Below are 17,063 nucleotides of genomic sequence, written 5' to 3'. Positions count from 1 at the left end.
TCGGGGCGGCGAATCGTGGCTAAGGATCCGGCATTGCGGGAACCCTCTGGTTGGATCGACGCAGGAGCGGGCGGAGGGTGGAACCGGTGACAGGTCAGGACGCGATCGTCCACGTCGGCGGCTACACGGAGCACAGCGGCGGCCGGGCCACGGGCATCGTGGCGGCCCGGCGGGACCGGGACTCCGGGGCGCTCACCCCGCTGGGCACGGTCGCGGTCACCCCGTCGCCGTCGTTCCTCGCCCGGCACCCCGAGCTGCCGGTGCTCTACGCCGTCAACGAGCTCCCCACCGGTGAGGTCAGCGCCTGGCGGGTCGGGCCGGACGGCGGGCTCACCCCGCTCGGCTCCCAGCTCAGCGGCGGCGTCGAGCCCTGCCACCTGGCGGTCGCCCCGGACGGGCGGCACCTGTTCGTGGCCAACTACGGCGACGGCAGCGTGTCGGTGCTCCCGCTCGACCAGCAGGGGGTGCCCGGCGAGCGCACCGACCTGGTGCAGCACGAGGGGCACGGCCCCGACCCGGAGCGTCAGGAGCGGGCGCACGCCCACATGGTCTCGCCCGGCCCGGGGCGGGGGCCGCTGCTCGCGGTCGACCTGGGCACCGACTCGGTCTACCGGTACGACCTGGACGCCGCCACCGGCCGGCTGGTGCCCCGGGCGCCCCGGGTGCGGACCCACCCCGGGGCCGGCCCCCGGCACCTGGCCCGGCACCCCGACGGCCGGCGCTGCTACCTGGCCGGCGAGCTGGACGCCTCGGTCACCGCGTACGAGCTGACCGCCGAGGGGGCGCTGCACCAGCGGGGTCGGGTCGAGGCCAGCGAGCGGACCGGGCACGTGCAGCCGTCGGAGATCGCCGTCGGGCCGGACGGGCGCTTCCTGTACGTGGCCAATCGCGGGGTGGGCACCGTCTCCGTCTTCGCCCTCGCCGGCGAGCTGCCGGAGCAGGTCGCCGAGGTGGACACCGGTGGCGAGTGGCCGCGGCACTTCGCGCTGATCGGGACGCACCTCTACGTGGCCGACGAGCGGGCCGACATGGTCCGGGTGTTCCGGGTCGATCCGAGCAGCGGCGTACCGGCCCCGGTGGGCGAGCCGGTGCCGCTACCCAGCCCCACCTGTGTCCTGGGCTGACCGGGCGGAAAGCCTTGTTCGGCAACGCCTTGAGGCTGAGCAATCACTCAGTGTCGCCAAATGGTGATCAACTGTATCTCCTCCGTAACTTTCGTCCGAACGGTTATGGCAGTCCCCCCTTCGGATACGCAAGATGGTCTGCGTGTCAGCAGGCCGCCATCGCATGCGTTCGAATCTCAACGGCGCCGCCGCCGCAGCAGCGGTCGGCGTGCTCGTCGTCTCCGCGGGAGGGTGGTTCGGCTATCAGCAGCTCTCCGGGCCGGACTGTTCGGGCAAGGTCGAACTCTCCGTCGCGGTGGCCACCGAGCTGGCGCCCGCCGTCAGCGGCGCGGCCGACCAGTGGGTCAAGGACGGGGCGGCGGTCGGCGGCACCTGCATCGCGGTGACGGTGTCGGCCTCCGACCCGGTCGAGGTGGCCGCGACGGTGGCGGCCAAGCACGGCGCCGTGCTGGCCGGCGTCGGCCAGGCCAGCGGCACCGCGGTCAGCCCCGACGTCTGGATCCCGGATTCCTCCACCTGGCTGGCCCGCCTCAAGGACGGCGGCGCGACCGCCTTCGACCCGGCCAACGGGGCGTCCATCGCGCGCAGCCCGGTGGTCGTGGCGATGCCCGAGCCGATCGCCTCCCGGCTCGGCTGGCCGGACCAGAAGCTGACCTGGAACAGGCTGCTCGGTGAGCTGAAGAGCGACAAGCCGCTGAACACCGGGATCGTCGAGCCGACCAAGGACGCCGCCGGGCTCTCCGGGCTGCTCTCGCTGACCGCCGCGGCCGCCAGCGCCGGCGGGGCGGACGCGCAGCGGGACACCGTCGGCGCGCTGCGCGCACTGGCCAACAGCCGCTCGGCACTGCGTCAGGACCTGCTCGCCCGGTTCCCGACCTCGCCGGATCCCACCACGATCGCCAGCGGCCTCGGCGCCGCACCCCTCTCCGAAGAGGACGTGATCGAGTACAACAGCAAGAAGCCGCCGGTCCCGCTGGCCGCGCTCTACCTGGAGCCGGCGCCGATGCCGCTGGACTACCCGTACGCGGTGCTGCCCGGCATCGAGCCGGCCAAGGCGTCCGCGGCCCGGGTGCTCTTCGAGGTGCTCACCACCTCCACCTTCCGTAACCGGCTGGCGGCGCAGTCGCTGCGCGCCCCGGATGGCAACTGGGGCGACGGCTTCGAGGCGCCGGTGGGTGCGCCCAGCCCGGCGGGTGGCGCGCCGGCGCCCCCGACCGCGGGCGGCACCGCCGCCGGCGGGCTGGACGCCGCCGCGATCGGCAGCGCGGTCTCGAGTTGGGCGATCGCCACCCAGTCCGGCCGGATGCTGGCCGTCATCGACGTCTCCGGTTCGATGAAGGCCGAGGTGCCCAGCGCCAACAACGCCACCCGGCAGCAGGTCACCGTCGAGGCGGCGCGTCGGGGTCTGACCCTCTTCGACGACTCCTGGTCGATCGGGCTCTGGACCTTCTCCACCAACCTCGAGGGCAGCCGCGACTACCGGCAACTGGTGCCCATCGGCCGGCTGTCCAGCAAGCGCGGGCAACTGGAGCAGGCGCTCGGCGGCATCCGGTCCTCCAGTGGTGACACCGGCCTCTACGACACCATGCTCGCCGCCTACAAGAACGTCCAGGACGGCTGGGAGGCGGGTCGGGTGAACTCGATCGTGCTCTTCACCGACGGCAAGAACGAGGACGCCAACGGCATCTCCCAGCAGAAGCTGCTCTCCGAACTCAACAAGATCAAGGACCCGGAGCGGCCGATCCAGGTCGTGATCATCGGTATCGGCAACGCGGTCAGCAAGGCCGAGCTGGAGTCGATCACCAAGGTCACCGGCGGCGGCGCGTTCGTCACCGAGGACCCGACCAAGATCGGCGAGATCTTCCTCCGGGCCATCGCGCTGCGCAAGGCGCCCGCCTGAGCCTTCGGACAGCCTGAAAGGGCCCGTCGTACCGCCGCATCCGGTACGGCGGGCCCTTTACCGATCGCGGCCCGGTCGGGAAAAGTGACGGCAATACGTCCGAAGCAATCGGCCACCATAGTTGTCGGGGCAGGATGTCGTTCGTGCTCCCGCACGCCGGTCCCGCGATCCGGGCCGGCCGCCGCCCGGGGGCCGCCGGCGACCGATGTGGGAGGTTCGGTGACCTCGGCGACGCTGATGACCCCCGCACGGACGCCGGCGCGACCGGACGGCCCTCCGTCCGGCCTGGTGGCCCGCGCCGACGAGCGGGCCTACGTCCGCGTCCTGGTGGTGCTGGACACCAGCATCCTGACCGTCGCCGTGCTGGTCGGCTACGTCGCCCGGTTCGGCGAGGACGTCCCGACCGGCTCCCGGATCCCGTACGTGCTGGTGGCGCCCGGGGTGGTGCTCGCCTGGCTGGTCTCGCTCAAGGCGCTCGGCTGCTACGACGACCGGGTGCTCGGCTACGGGGCGGACGAGTACCGCCGGGTCGGCGCGGCGAGCCTGCGGCTGGCCGGCGGGGTCGCCATCGCCGGCTACGTCGCCGACGTCGGCATCTCCCGGGGCTTCCTGGCCGTCTCCTTCGCCGTCGGCACCCTCGGGCTCGAGGTGGCCCGGTTCGCCGCCCGCAAGCGGCTGCACCGGGCCCGCTCCCGGGGCGCCGGCTGGTCGCGCAAGGTGCTGGTGGTCGGCGACACCGCGCACGTGCTGGAACTGGTGCACACGCTGCGCCGCGAGCCGTACGCCGGCTACCACGTGGTCGGCGCGTGCATCCCGGACGCGCTGCTGGCCCCGGTGGCGCAGCGGCTGGGCGACGTGCCGGTGGTCGGCTCGTTCCGGGGCATCCCCGAGGCGGCTACCGCGATCGGCGCGGACACCGTGGCCGTCACCGCCTCCGGCGAGCTGACCGCGACCCGGCTGCGCCGGCTGGGATGGCAGTTGGAGGGCACCGGGATCGACCTGGTGGTCGCTCCGGCGCTGACCGACGTGGCCGGCCCGCGCATCCACACCCGGCCGGTGGCCGGGCTGCCGCTGATCCACGTCGAGGCGCCCGAGTTCCGGGGGGTCCGGAAGCTGGTCAAGGGCCTCGTCGACCGGTCCGCCGCCGCGCTGGCCGTGGCGCTGCTGCTGCCGGTGCTGGGGCTGATCGCGCTGGCCATCCGGCTGGACAGCCGTGGGCCGGCGCTGTTCCGGCAGATCCGGGTCGGCCAGGGCGGCCGGGAGTTCGGGGTGTTCAAGTTCCGCACCATGGTGGTGAACGCGGACGCCCTGCGAGCCGAGCTGGCCGCCCGCAACGAGACCGACGGCCTGATGTTCAAGATGCGCGACGATCCCCGGGTCACCCGGATCGGCCGGCTGCTGCGCAAGTGGTCCCTGGACGAGTTGCCGCAGCTGGTCAACGTCCTGCTCGGGCAGATGAGCCTGGTCGGCCCCCGCCCGCCGCTGCCCGCCGAGGTGGCCCGCTACGAGGGCGACGTGGCCCGCCGGCTGCTGGTGAAGCCGGGCATGACCGGGCTCTGGCAGGTCAGCGGCCGGTCCGACCTGAGCTGGGAGGACGGCATCCGGCTGGACCTCTACTACGTGGAGAACTGGTCGCTCGCGGCCGACCTGACCATCCTGTGGAAGACCTTCGGCGCGGTGCTGCGCAGCCGGGGGGCGTACTGACCCGGCGGCGGGTCACGGCTGCGGGCCGGTCCAGTCCAGGCAGACCACCACGGCGTCGTCCACCAGGTCGCCGGCGACGAACGCGCGCAGGTCGCCGATCAGCGAGCGGACGGCGTCCAGCGGCTCCATCCGGCCGGTCCGGCGCAGGAACCGGTCCAGCGCTGTCTCGCCGTACCGGACGTTCTGCCCGGTGGCGTCGATCACACCGTCGCTGACCACGAAGAGCCGGTCGCCGCGGCGCAGCTCCAGGCGCTGCTCCCGGTAGTCGGTCGCCTCGAACATGCCGAGCGGGAACTGCTGCTCCAGCGGCTGCTCGCTCACCTCGCCGTCGCGGAGCAGTACCAGCCGGGGTGAGCCGGCGTCGACCACCGTCAGCACTCCGGTGCGCAGCTCCAGCTGCATCAGCAGGGCGGCCAGGTGCTGGCCGCCCCGGTGCAGGTCGTACACGGCCTGGTCGGCCAGCGCGGCCTGGTCGGCCAGGCTCAGCCCGGCCCGCCGGGCGTTGCGCAGCGCGTGGGTGGCGAGCGTGGTGAGCATGGCCGCCTCGACACCCTCGCCGGAGCCGTTGATGGTGGAGAGCCAGAGCCGGTCGCCGTCGTCGGCCCAGTCGAAGCTGTCGCCGCGCACCGCGTACGCCGGCTCCAACTGGCCGGCCAACCGGAACGCGGGACGGGAGCGGCTGCGGCCGGGCAGCATCTCCCACTGCATCTCGGCGGCGAGGGTGAGCCGCCGGCTGCGCCGGGCGGTCCGGTAGACGTCCGTGCCGGCCGAGACGGCGGCCAGCTCGTGGGCCAGTGCGGTGGCGACCTCGGCCAGCCCGTCCAGCGCTGCCGGGGGGACGGGCACCGGGGTGATCCGGAGCACCCCGCGCCGTTCCCCGCGCATCGAGACCGGCAGGTAGCCCACCTGGTCGACGACGACCGGCGTCTGGTGGTCGAAGCAGCGCCAGGCCGGATGCCCCGGCGTGGTGATCGGGTCGCCGTCGTGCAGCGGCAGCAGCGCGGAGAGCCGGTAGTCGACCTGGAACAGCTCGGTGCCGGTCACGCCGTACGACTCGGCGAGCACCGCGGCGACCCGGTCCACCAGCAGGTCGGCGGGAGACTCGATGAGCGCACGCCGGGCCCGGTCGACGGGTTCGCTCATCGTCGCTCCAATCACAAGCACAAAGACCAGCTGAGGCGGAGTAGTCTCGGGCCCACCATGGCGGAACTGCACGGTCCACCCGGACCCGACACGAGTATCGCTGCCGAGCTGGACGCGGCGGCGGGTGCCCTGCTGACCGTATGGGAGGCGGCGCGGGAACGCACCACCAGCCGGATCTCCGGTGCCCAGTTGCGCGCCGTGATGGTGGTCGAGCAGCAGGACGGGATCAACCTGCGCCGGCTGGCCACCGGCCTGGACATGCTGCTCTCCTCGGCGAGCCGGCTCTGTGACCGGCTGGTCGCCGCCGGACTGCTGGAGCGGGAGCCCGGCCGGTTCGACCGTCGGGAGATCTCGCTGCACCTCACCCAGGAGGCCCGCCGGCTCCTCGCCGAGCTGCGCGACGACCGCCGCCAGCAACTCGCCGCGATCCTGGCCGACATGACCCCCGCCGGCCGGCAGGCCCTGCTGAACGGGATGCGGGAGTTCGACGAGGCGGCCCGCCGGCGGGACGCCTCGGTCCGCTCCGTCGAACCGGTCGGCCCCTGGTCGCCCGAGACGGCCGCGGCGGAGCGCGCGCTCGGCGCGGCACCCGATTGGCCGGGCGACCAGTCGGTGGCCCGCACGGCCTGACCGACTGACCGCCGCCGGCCCCGATCCCGCCTGACTCCCGGGGCCGGCCGCCGGCTCCGACAACTCCCGCCACCGGTGAACCGGCTCCGATGCCGGCCCAGTCGCCGCGGTACCGGCCGCCGGCTCCGACACCGGCCTACCGACTCGCGCTACCGGCCAACCGGCTTCGATCCCGGCCCGCCGGCCGGCGCGCGTCCCCGGGGGGTCAGCCTTCCGCCGCCGTGACGGCGAGCATGGCGATGTCGTCCTGGCTCTGCCCGGCCAGCCAGTCGTCGACCAGCCGGAGCAGCCGGTCGACCAGCGTCGCCGGGGGCAGGCCGGCCGCGTCGGCGAGCGCCCGGCGCAGCCGCCGCTCGCCGAACAGCTCGTCGCCGGCCGGCCCGCCGCGGGCCCCGGTCACCCCGTCGGTGTAGGCGAACAGCAGCTCGCCCGGGGCGAGCCGGATCTCGGTCTCGGCGAACCGGGCCGCCGCCAGCACACCCACCGGCATCCCGCCGACCCGGACCGGGCCGACCGTGCCGTCGGCGCGCACCACCAGCGGGTCGGGGTGCCCGCCGCCGGCCACCCGGACCCGGACGCCGCCGGCCGGCTCGCCCTCCACGGTGCCGAGCAGCAGGGTGGTGAACTGGCTGCGCCGGGCGGGCTGCGGGGTGTCCAGCAGCGCCCGGTCCAACAGCCGGATCAGCTCCAGCGGCCGCCGCTCCACCAGCCGCAGCGTCTGCAGGGACTGGCGGACCCGCCCGGTGAGCACGGCCGCGCCGACGCCCCGGCCGCAGACGTCGCCGAGGGCGAACAGCGCGCCCTGCCCGATACGCGAGACGTCGTAGAAGTCACCGCCGATGCGCAGCCGGTCCCCGGCCGCGCGGTAGCCGCCGGCGAGGGTGACGCCGGGCACCGTGGGCAGTTCCGGCGGGAGCAGGCTCTGCTCCAGCACCCGGGCCAGGTGGGCCTGCTCGCCGTAGAGTTCGGCGGCGCCGACGGCGGCTCCGGCCCGGGCGGCGTACTCCCGGGCCAGTTCGGCGTCGCGCCGGTCGAAACCGGCCCGGCCCGGCCGGCGCAACAGGATCAGGGCGCCGGCCGGGCGGCCCGCGCCGGGCATCGGGCAGACCAGCGCCGGGCCGGGGTCGGCGAAGGCGGGCGGGAGCACGGCGGCCAGTGCGGCCGGATCGGCGTCCCGCCACGGGTCCGGTACGGCGTCGCCGTGCAGCGCCGCGGCCAGGCCGGGCAGCCCGGCCGGCACCGGGCCTTCGGTGGGCGACGGGTCGCCGGCGGCGTACCGGATCCAGCGCGGCCGCTGGTCGGCCGGAGACGGCGGCCGGTACAGCACCAGGGCCAGGTCGGCCAGGTAGGGCACGGGCAGGGTGGCGGTGGCACGCAGCGTCTGGTCGCGGTGCGGCGAGAGCCCGAGGCGGCCGCCGGCCTCGGCCAGGAAGGCGGTCCGGGTACGTTCCGCGCGCAGCGCGTCGGCGCGCGCCCGCTCCTCGGTGACGTCCCGCACGTACCAGACGCACCGGCCGCCGCCGAGGATCCGCCGGGTAGCGCTCAGCCGCCGCCCGTGGTGGGTGGTCTCGAAGCCGTCCGTTCCGTCCCGGGTGGCCGCGGCCAGTGCCGGCACCGCGCAGCGGGTCAGGTCGGTGCCGGGGGTGACCTCCGGCAGCAGGTCGGTGGCGAGCGCGTTGGCCAGGGTGACCACCTGGTCGGGACCGGTGGTCAGCACCGCCTCGGCCAGCCCGTCGAGCAGCTCGCGGGCGAGCCGGGGATCGGCCGGGAGCCGCCCGCCACGGGGCCCGGCGGCGGTGGGCACCGCCCCGGCGCCGCCGTCCGGTCGGGTCGTGGTCACCGCCGGTCGCCGGGCGCTGCGGCCTGTCGACCTGTGGACATGCTGGTCCGGCACTCCTCGCGTGGGGGTCGCTGCCTGCGGCAAGCGTACCGAGGCGGCCGGTGGTGCGCCGGGGCGGCGGTGCGGGGTCAGCTGGCCCGGGCCAGCCAGCCACCGGGGCGCGCGACGATCCGGCGGACCACCGATCCGGCCGCCCCGACCGCCGCGGCGGCCGGGCCGAGCGTCGCCGGCCGGACGGTGACCGGTGACCAGGCGGCGGTCAGCACCCGACCGGAGATCTCGGCGAGCACCGGCGGGCACAGCCAGCGGGCCAGCGGGGCGTAGCCGCCGCCGAGCACCACCGTGTCCAGGTCCAGCAGGTTCACCACGGCCGCGACCGCCACGCCGAGGGCGGTGCCGGCGTCGTGCAGGGCGCGCAGGGCGGCCGGGTCCCCGGCCGAGGCAAGCTCCGCCAGCCGGGCCGCCGCGGTGTCCGCCGGCAGGTCGGCCCCGGCCAGTCCGGCCGCAGCCAGGACGGCCTCCTGGCCGGCGTACCGCTCCAGGCAGCCGCGGCCGCCGCACCGGCACGGCCGGCCCTCCGGGCGGACCGGGATGTGCCCGATCTCGCCGCTCCAGCCGCGCGCGCCGCGGAAGAGGTCGCCGTCGAGCACGATCCCGGCGCCGATGCCGACCTCGCCGGAGATGTGCAGGAAGCTGGCCGGCCCGGGCGGCCCGGCGTGCAGTTCGCCGAGCGCCGCGAGGTTCGCCTCGTTGTCGACGACCAGGGGCGGCACCCCGTCGATCCGCTCGGTGAGCGGCGGGTGCCCGGCGAGCAGCGCCGGGACCGGCACGTCCCGCCAGCCGAGGTTGGGCGCGAGGCGGACCAGCCCGGCGTCGTCGACCAGGCCGGGCACGGCGAGGGCCGCGCCGGCCAGGGTGAGCCCCTGGTCGGCCGCGTCGGCCCGGGCCCGGCCGGCCAGCTCGACCAGCCGGGCGAGGGTCTCGGCGGGGGAGACCGGCCGCAGGTCGGCCCGGCGGACCGTGTGGTGGCGGACCCGGCCGGCGAGGTCGACCACGCAGGCGGCCAGGTAGTCGACGTTGATCTCCAGGCCGAGCCCGGCCGGGCCGTCGTCGGCGAGCACCAGGCCGCGGGCGGGTCGGCCGGCCCCGGTACGCGGCGTCGGCTCCGCCTCGGCGACCAGCCGCCCGTTGACCAGATCCTCCACCACGGCGGAGACGGTGGCCCGGGTCAGCCCGGTCTCGGCGGCCAGCTCGGCCCGGGACGGTGGGCGCTCGGCGGCGGCGATCCGGCCCAGCACCACGGCGAGGTTCAGCTCGCGCAGGCTGCCCTGCCGGACCGCCCCGGCGGTGGTGTCGGGTCGGCGCACCCCTTGACACTGCCACAGGTGCGGCATTTAATTCAACCACTGAACAAATAGCGGACGACACCCCCGGAGGTCTGCCATGGCACCCCGTCCCACCCCCGCCGACAAGTTCTCCTTCGGCCTCTGGACGGTGGGCTGGCAGGCCCGCGACCCGTTCGGTGACGCCACCCGGCCGGCGCTCGACCCGGTCGAGGCGGTGCACCGGCTCGCCGAGCTCGGCGCGTACGGGATCACCTTCCACGACGACGACCTGGTGCCGTTCGGCGTCGACGGGGCCGCCCGCGACCAGCACATCACCCGGTTCCGCAAGGCCCTGGACGAGACCGGCCTGGTGGTGCCGATGGTGACCACCAACCTGTTCAACCACCCCGTCTTCAAGGACGGCGGCTTCACCAGCAACGACCGCGAGGTGCGCCGCTACGCGCTGCGCAAGGTGCTGCGCAACGTCGACCTCGCCGCCGAGCTGGGCGCCAAGACGTTCGTCATGTGGGGCGGCCGGGAGGGCTCCGAGTACGACGTGGCCAAGGACGTCCGGGCCGCGCTGGACCGCTACCGCGAGGCGGTCGACCTGCTCACCCAGTACGTGATCGACCGCGGCTACGACCTGCGCTTCGCGCTGGAGCCCAAGCCGAACGAGCCGCGCGGCGACATCCTGCTGCCCACCGTCGGGCACGCGCTCGCCTTCATCTCCACCCTGGCCCACCCGGAGCTGGTCGGCCTCAACCCCGAGGTCGGGCACGAGCAGATGGCCGGGCTCAACTTCGCCCACGGCATCGCCCAGGCGCTCTGGCAGGGCAAGCTGTTCCACATCGACCTCAACGGCCAGCGTGGCGTCAAGTACGACCAGGACCTGGTCTTCGGTCACGGCGACCTGCTCAACGCGTTCGCCCTGGTCGACCTGCTGGAGCACGGCGGCCCGGGCGGCGCGCCCGCCTACGAGGGCCCGCGGCACTTCGACTACAAGCCGTCGCGCACCGAGGACGTCACCGGCGTCTGGGCCTCGGCCGAGGCCAACATGCGCACCTACCTGCTGCTCAAGGAGCGGGCCGCGGCGTTCCGCGCCGACCCGGAGGTGGCCGAGGCGCTGGCCGCCGCGAAGGTGGGCGAGCTGAGCACCCCCACGCTCGCCCCCGGCGAGACGTACGCCGACCTGCTCGCCGACCGCTCCGCGTTCGAGGAGCTGGACGTCGACGCGGTGGCCGCCCGGGGCTTCGGCTTCGTCCGGCTCAACCAGCTCGCCGTCGAGCACCTGCTCGGCGCCCGCTGAGGCGGCCGGTGGTGACCCTCGTCGCCGGGGTGGACTCCTCCACCCAGTCCTGCAAGGTGGTCGTCCGGGACGCGGAGACCGGCGCGCTGCTGCGGCAGGGCCGGGCGCCGCACCCGGACGGCACCGAGGTCGACCCCGAGGCGTGGTGGCGCGCCCTCGGGGCGGCCGTCGAGGCGGCCGGCGGGCTGGCCGACGTCGCGGCCGTCTCGGTCGGCGGCCAGCAGCACGGCATGGTCGCCCTCGACGAGGCGGGCCGGACGGTCCGGCCGGCCCTGCTGTGGAACGACACCCGTTCCGCCGAGGCCGCCGCCGAGCTGGTCGAGGAGGCCGGCGGCGGCGAGGCGGGCCGGCGGTTCTGGGCCGACGCGGTGGGCAGCGTGCCGGTGGCCAGCTTCACCGTCACCAAGCTGCGCTGGCTGGCCCGGCACGAGCCGGCGCAGGCCGCCCAGGTGGCGGCGGTCTGCCTGCCGCACGACTGGCTGACCTGGCGGCTGGCCGGCGCCGCCGGGCTGGACGCGCTGCGCACCGACCGGGGCGACGCCAGCGGCACCGGCTACTGGTCCCCGGCCACCGGAGACTACCGGCTCGACCTGCTGGAGCGGGCCTTCGGCCGGCGGCTGCACGTGCCGACCGTGCTCGGGCCGGCGGAGCCGGCGGGGGTCCTGCACCCGGCGGCGTTCCGGGCGGCGCCGGCGATCTCGTCCGGCGAGCCGTCCGGGCTGCCGTGGCCGCCCGGACCCGGCCGGGCGTGGACCGGCGACGGTCCGCTGCTCGGCCCCGGCACCGGCGACAACGCCGCCGCCGCGCTCGGCGTCGGGGCCGGCCCCGGCGACGTGGTGGTCTCGATCGGCACCTCCGGCACGGTGTTCAGCGTGGCCGACGCCCCGGCCGCCGACGCCACCGGAATCGTCGCCGGCTTCGCCGACGCGACCGGCCGGTACCTGCCGCTGGTCTGCACGCTCAACGCGGCCCGGGTGCTCGACGCCGCGGCCGCGATGCTCCGGGTCGGCTTGGACGAGCTCGCCGAACTGGCGCTCTCCGCCCCGGCCGGCGCCGACGGGCTGGTCATGGTCCCCTACCTGGAGGGTGAGCGGACGCCGAACCGGCCGCTGGCCACCGGCGCGGTGCACGGGCTGACCCTGCGCACCTCCACCCCGGCCCACCTGGCCCGGGCGGCCGTCGAGGGCATGCTCTGCGCCCTCGCCGACGGCCTGGACGCCATCGTGGCGCAGGGCGTCACCCCGCGGCGGGTGATCCTCGTGGGCGGTGGTGCCCGGTCGGCCGCGGTGCGCCGGATCGCGCCGCAGGTCTTCGGCTGCCCGGTGGTGGTGCCCCCGCCGGGCGAGTACGTGGCTGACGGCGCGGCCCGCCAGGCGGCCTGGGTCGCCCTGGGCGGCCCGGTGGCGCCCGAGTGGGCGGTCGAGGGCACCGAGGTGTACGAGGCCGAGCCGGTCCCCGCCGTCCGCGAACGGTACGCGGCCGCCCGGGAGCACGTCGTCGAGCGCTGACCGGTCGCCGGCGACCGGGGGAGCCTCTCCCGGTCGCCGGTGGCCGGTAAACCGCTGTACGCGCGCTCCGCCGGTTGGCGATGATCATCGACGTGCCTGCCTCGCCCGAACCGCCCGCAGCCCCGGCCGGCGTCGCCCCGCTGCCGGTGATGCAGTACGACGACGTCGACAGTCCCACCGACGTGGTGGACGCTCTGCTGCTCGCCGACTTCGTCAGCGGGCGGCACCCCTGGGCGCGCACCGCGCGGCTGGCCAAGCTCCGCCCCGGAGCGGAACTGGTGCCGCAGCGGGCCCGCCTGATCCGGACGGCCATCGAACGTCACAAGGTCGCGCGCCTCGCCAGCGGCGACGGGTGGACGGTGCGGGTGGTGAGCTGGCGGGGGCGGGGCGCGGAGGTGACCGTCACCGCTGTCGACGCCGAGACCGGAGCGAGCGTGCTGGACGAGATCGTCCGGGGCGGCGCGGAACCGGTCGGGGCCGGCACGGTGCCGATCGGCTTCTGGCACGCCGACCAGCGGCGCGGCGCGCGGCGGGACACCCGGCGGATCAAGGCGCCGAGCTGGACGTCCATCCGGTCGAACTACACCGCCGGGGCCCGGGCCGAGCTGACCCGGCTGATGGAGCTGACCCCGGACGACGTGGCGGGCCGGCTGGTGCTGCTCCACGGGCCGCCCGGCACCGGCAAGACCACCGCGTTGCGGGCGCTGGCCCAGCAGTGGCGGGCGTGGTGCCAGGTCGACTGCGTCCTCGATCCCGAGGAGCTGTTCGCCGACCCGGCGTACCTGTCGGAGGTCGCGGTCGGCGAGTCGGAGGACGAGGACGAGCACGACGGCCCGGAGCGGCGGTGGCGGCTGCTGGTCCTGGAGGACTGCGACGAGCTGATCCGGGGCGAGGCCCGGCAGACCGCCGGGCAGGCGTTGTCCCGGCTGCTCAACCTGACCGACGGGTTGCTGGGCCAGGGCCGCAACGTGCTGGTCGCGATCACCACCAACGAGGACCTGTCCCGGCTGCACCCCGCGGTCGTCCGGCCCGGCCGGTGCCTGGCCCGGATCGAGGTGGGCCCGCTGTCGTACGCCGAGGCGACCAACTGGCTGGGCGACGCGGCCGGGGCGCCGGCCGGCGGCGCCACCCTCGCCGAGCTGTACGCGCACCGGGCCGGCGCGCCGGTGGTCGCGGAGCCGCCGGTGCTCGTCGGTGGCTACCTGTGAGCCGGCCCGCCCGCCCGCGCGCCTTCACCCGCTCGTGATCTGATCCTGGTTGGCTGCCGCACATGACCTTGACCAGCGGTGGGCCGACGCGGGCCCGGGGCGGTACGGCCGCGCACCGGTTCTACAGCGTGGTGGTCTTCGTGCTGCTCGCCTCGCTGGACAACGTGGCGATCGGCCTGGTGCCCCCGCTGTACGGGTCGATCGCCGAGGCCTTCGAGGTGCCGCAGCGGTTGCTCGGCCTGGTCACCGCGGCGAGCTTCCTGACCAGCGCGGTGGCCGCGGTGGCCTGGGCGTACGTCGGCGACCGCGGCAACCGCAAACCGCTGCTCATGATCGGCACGCTGATCTGGGCGCTGGGCACCGGCGGCAGCGCGGTCGCCGGCAACTACCCGGCCTTCCTGGCCGCGCAACTGCTCGCCGCGGTCGGTCTCGGCGCGGTCGGCTCGGTCGGCTTCTCGGTGGTCACCGACCTGATCTCGCCCCGCCGCCGGGGCCTGGTGATGAGCTTCTGGGGGCTGTCGCAGGGCGTCGGCACGCTGGCCGGCACGCTGGTCGGCGGGCTGCTCGGGGCCGCCGACTGGCGGCGGCCGTTCCTGGTGCTGACCGTGGTGGGGCTGGCCGCCACCGCGGCGTACCTGTTCACCTACGACATCCCGCGCGGCGAGAGCCAGCCGGAGCTGGCCGACGCGCTGGCCACCGGCGCCGAGTACGACTACCGGATCAGCCGGGCCGACCTGCCCCGGATCCTGGACCGGCGGACCAACCGCTGGCTGGTCCTGCAGGGCCTCACCGCGCAGGCGGCCTTCGGGTCGCTGGTCTGGCTGCCGGTGCTCTTCTCCGAACGGGCCGAGGCGCAGGGCTACTCCGAGTCGACGGCGGTGGTGGTGGGCAGCGTCTTCGCCACCCTGTTCCAGCTCGGCGGGGTGTTCTCCATCGTCGGCGGGCTGGCCGGCGACGCGCTGCACCGGCGTACGCCCCGGGGCCGGGCCCTGGTCGCGGCGATCGGCATCCTCGCGGCGCTGCCGTTCTACCTGGTGCTCTTCTTCGTGCCGATCCGCATCGAGGTGCCCGACGGCGCCGCCAACGGCGCGGTGGTGCGGGCGGTGCTGGCCAGCGTGTTCACCGAGCCGACCGTCGGGCTGAGCCTGCTCACCGCGGTGCTCGCGCTGGCCCTGACCTCGGCCAACTCGCCGAACTGGTTCGCGCTGATCGCCGACGTCAACCCGCCCGAGCACCGGGGCACCGTCTACAGCCTCGGCAACCTGGTCAACGGGGTGGGCCGGGCAGGCGGCAACTTCCTGGTGGGTGTGGCCTTCCAGGGGCTGCGGGGGGCGTTCCCGCCGCCGCTGAACTACGCCGTCGGGCTGGCCGCGTTCCAGCTCTTCTTCATCCCGACGGGGATCATGTACTGGCTGGCGTCCCGCACCTCGCCGAAGGACATCACCGAGGTGCACGACCTGCTCACCGCGCGCGCCGACCGGCTGTGAGCGGCGGCCGGCCCGGTCCGTCCGTCACGTCGGCCGCCGCGGGCCGGGCCGCCGGCGTCCGCGCCGCCCGGGGTCGCCACGCCCCGCGGAGCCGATGCCGTCGACGACGCACCGTGGTGAATCGTCAACGACATCAGCTCCGCGGGGAGCACCCGGTCCCGAGCTGCCGGGACGCCGGTCAGTCGCGGACCCAGACCGTGACGTCGGTGGGGACCGCGCCGTCCTCGGTCAGCGGCGCGCTGGCGAGCACCAGCTCGCCGCCGGCCGGCAGCGGCACCGGGGCGTCGCCGAAGTTGGTCAGCACCCTCAGCCCGGCGATGCGGAAGGAGAGCACCTCGTCGCCGGAGGCGAGCCAGCTCAGGGTGCCCCGGCCCAGGCCGTGCGCGCGCCGCAGCCGCAGCGCCGAGCGGTACAGCTCGTAGGTGGAGCCGCCGACGCCGCGCTGGCGGTCCAGCGCGTACTCGGCCCAGCTCGGCGGCTGCGGCAGCCAACTGGCGTCGGTCGGCCCGAAGCCGTACGACGGGGCGTCGGCCTCCCACGGGATCGGCACCCGGCAGCCGTCCCGACCGCGCTGGGTGTGCCCGCTGCGCTCCCAGGTCGGGTCCTGCCGGGCCTCGTCGGGCATCGTGGTGTGCTCCGGCAGCCCCAGCTCCTCGCCCTGGTAGAGGTACGCCGAGCCGGGCAGGGCGAGCATCAGCAGGGTGGCCGCCCGGGCCCGGCGCAGGCCGAGCGCGGCGTCCGGTTGCGGGTCGCCGATGCCGATGCCGTTCGGCCGGGGCGCGCCGACCGGCAGGCCGAGCCGGGAGGCGTGCCGCACCACGTCGTGGTTGGAGAGCACCCAGGTGGTCGGGGCGCCCACCGAGTCGGTGGCCTCCAGCGACCGGGTGATGACCGCGTACTGGGCCGGCGCGGTCCAGGCGGCGAGCAGGTACTCGAAGTTGAACGCCTGGTGCATCTCGTCCGGGCGGACGTAGCGGGCCAGCCGCTCGGCCGGCTCGACCCAGGCCTCGGCGACCAGGATCCGCCCGCCCGGGTAGCCGTCCAGCACCCGGCGCCAGTCCCGGTAGATCTCGTGCACGCCGTCCTGGTCCCACATCGGCGGCCGCGGCTTGTCGATCTCGTTGCCGGAGAGGATCTCCTGGGGCTCCTGCCAGTCCGCCAGGTCGGCCTGCTTGACCAGCCCGTGCGCCACGTCGACCCGGAAGCCGTCCACCCCGCGGTCCAGCCAGAACCGCAGCACGTCCAGGAACTCGGCGCGCACCTCCGGGTTGTCCCAGTTCAGGTCCGGCTGCCCGGTGTCGAACAGGTGCAGGTACCACTGGCCGGGGCGGCCGTCGGCCTCGGTGACCCGGGTCCAGGCCGGCCCGCCGAAGACGCTCTGCCAGTCGTTCGGCGGCTGGTCGCCGTCCGGCCCGAGGCCGTCGCGGAAGACGTACCGGTCGCGCTCCGGGCTGCCCGGCCCGGCCGCCAGCGCGGCGGCGAACCAGTGGTGCGCCGACGAGGTGTGGTTGGGCACCAGGTCGACGATCACCCGCAGCCCCCGGGCGTGCGCCTCGGCGATCAGCTTGTCCGCGTCGGCGAGCGTGCCGAAGAGCGGGTCCACGTCCCGGTAGTCGGCCACGTCGTACCCGGCGTCGGCCTGCGGCGACGGGTAGAACGGCGACAGCCAGAGCGCGTCCACGCCCAGCTCGACCAGGTGGTCGAGGCGGGCGGTGATGCCCGGCAGGTCGCCGATCCCGTCCCCGTCCGAGTCGGCGAAGGAGCGCGGGTAGACCTGGTAGATGACGGCCTCGGTCCACCAGCCGGGGGTGGACGATTCCTGCTGCGTCGGGTTGCTGTTCAGGGCGTTCTCCTGTGCGTCGAGCCGGTCGTCGGTGCGGTGGACGCC

The 17,063-nt window shown here is 75.4% G+C and carries 12 protein-coding genes; 8 read left to right on the top strand and 4 right to left on the bottom strand.

All coding sequences use genetic code 11. The features are described 5' to 3' along the window. Positions 1-86 precede the first annotated feature (86 nt). The 3 genes from Q3W71_RS10840 to Q3W71_RS10830 all read left to right on the top strand — a co-directional run bounded on the left by Q3W71_RS10840 (position 87) and on the right by Q3W71_RS10830 (position 4,728). Entirely contained in the window at positions 87-1,124 is a 1,038-nt protein-coding gene (locus Q3W71_RS10840; protein WP_302919172.1) for a lactonase family protein, read from the top strand. A 142-nt stretch (positions 1,125-1,266) separates the two neighbouring features. Next, positions 1,267-3,024 (top strand): VWA domain-containing protein, encoded by a 1,758-nt coding sequence (locus tag Q3W71_RS10835; protein WP_302919171.1) that lies wholly within the window; start codon positions 1,267-1,269, stop codon positions 3,022-3,024. Between the two features lie 237 nt (positions 3,025-3,261). Continuing rightward, the gene (locus tag Q3W71_RS10830) at positions 3,262-4,728 is read left to right on the top strand and encodes a sugar transferase (protein WP_302919665.1); all 1,467 of its coding nucleotides are present in this window, start codon (positions 3,262-3,264) and stop codon (positions 4,726-4,728) included. A gap of 12 nt (positions 4,729-4,740) precedes the next feature. On the opposite strand, the gene Q3W71_RS10825 is transcribed toward Q3W71_RS10830, so the two are convergent. Then, positions 4,741-5,871, bottom strand: a complete 1,131-nt coding sequence (locus Q3W71_RS10825; RefSeq protein WP_302919170.1) for a PP2C family protein-serine/threonine phosphatase — start codon at positions 5,869-5,871, stop codon at positions 4,741-4,743. Positions 5,872-5,928: 57 nt separating this feature from the next. Here Q3W71_RS10825 and Q3W71_RS10820 point away from each other — a divergent pair, with 57 nt between their 5' ends. Continuing rightward, positions 5,929-6,501, top strand: a complete 573-nt coding sequence (locus tag Q3W71_RS10820; RefSeq protein ID WP_302919169.1) for a MarR family winged helix-turn-helix transcriptional regulator — start codon at positions 5,929-5,931, stop codon at positions 6,499-6,501. A gap of 205 nt (positions 6,502-6,706) precedes the next feature. Here Q3W71_RS10820 and Q3W71_RS10815 read toward each other — a convergent pair whose 3' ends face one another. Next, positions 6,707-8,341: a PP2C family protein-serine/threonine phosphatase gene (locus Q3W71_RS10815; protein ID WP_302919168.1), complete on the bottom strand. Its 1,635-nt coding sequence runs from the start codon at positions 8,339-8,341 to the stop codon at positions 6,707-6,709. 128 nt (positions 8,342-8,469) lie between these two features. Next, a complete protein-coding gene (locus Q3W71_RS10810) occupies positions 8,470-9,708 on the bottom strand; it encodes an ROK family transcriptional regulator (protein ID WP_302919167.1) in 1,239 nt (412 codons plus the stop codon). A 76-nt stretch (positions 9,709-9,784) separates the two neighbouring features. Between Q3W71_RS10810 and xylA the strand changes: the two genes are divergently transcribed. The 4 genes from xylA to Q3W71_RS10790 all read left to right on the top strand — a co-directional run bounded on the left by xylA (position 9,785) and on the right by Q3W71_RS10790 (position 15,175). Then, a complete protein-coding gene (gene xylA / locus Q3W71_RS10805; RefSeq protein ID WP_302919166.1) occupies positions 9,785-10,972 on the top strand; it encodes a xylose isomerase in 1,188 nt (395 codons plus the stop codon). Positions 10,973-10,983: 11 nt separating this feature from the next. Next, positions 10,984-12,480 carry a xylulokinase gene (locus Q3W71_RS10800; RefSeq protein ID WP_302919165.1) on the top strand — a complete coding sequence of 499 codons (1,497 nt, stop codon included), beginning with the start codon at positions 10,984-10,986 and terminating at the stop codon, positions 12,478-12,480. A gap of 92 nt (positions 12,481-12,572) precedes the next feature. Continuing rightward, positions 12,573-13,688, top strand: coding sequence for a DUF5925 domain-containing protein (locus Q3W71_RS10795; protein ID WP_302919164.1), 1,116 nt, complete (start codon positions 12,573-12,575; stop codon positions 13,686-13,688). 62 nt (positions 13,689-13,750) lie between these two features. Further along, a complete protein-coding gene (locus Q3W71_RS10790) occupies positions 13,751-15,175 on the top strand; it encodes an MFS transporter (protein WP_302919163.1) in 1,425 nt (474 codons plus the stop codon). 178 nt (positions 15,176-15,353) lie between these two features. On the opposite strand, the gene Q3W71_RS10785 is transcribed toward Q3W71_RS10790, so the two are convergent. Next, complete coding sequence (locus Q3W71_RS10785; RefSeq protein ID WP_302919664.1) at positions 15,354-17,018, bottom strand: glycoside hydrolase family 13 protein; 1,665 nt, start codon at positions 17,016-17,018, stop codon at positions 15,354-15,356. Positions 17,019-17,063 lie beyond the last annotated feature (45 nt).

The organism is Micromonospora sp. C28SCA-DRY-2, from assembly GCF_030519475.1.
In the GTDB taxonomy this organism is placed as follows: Bacteria; Actinomycetota; Actinomycetes; order Mycobacteriales; family Micromonosporaceae; genus Micromonospora.
The sequence above is the reverse complement of the archived record's forward strand: the minus strand, read 5'-3'. Positions and strand labels throughout refer to the sequence as shown.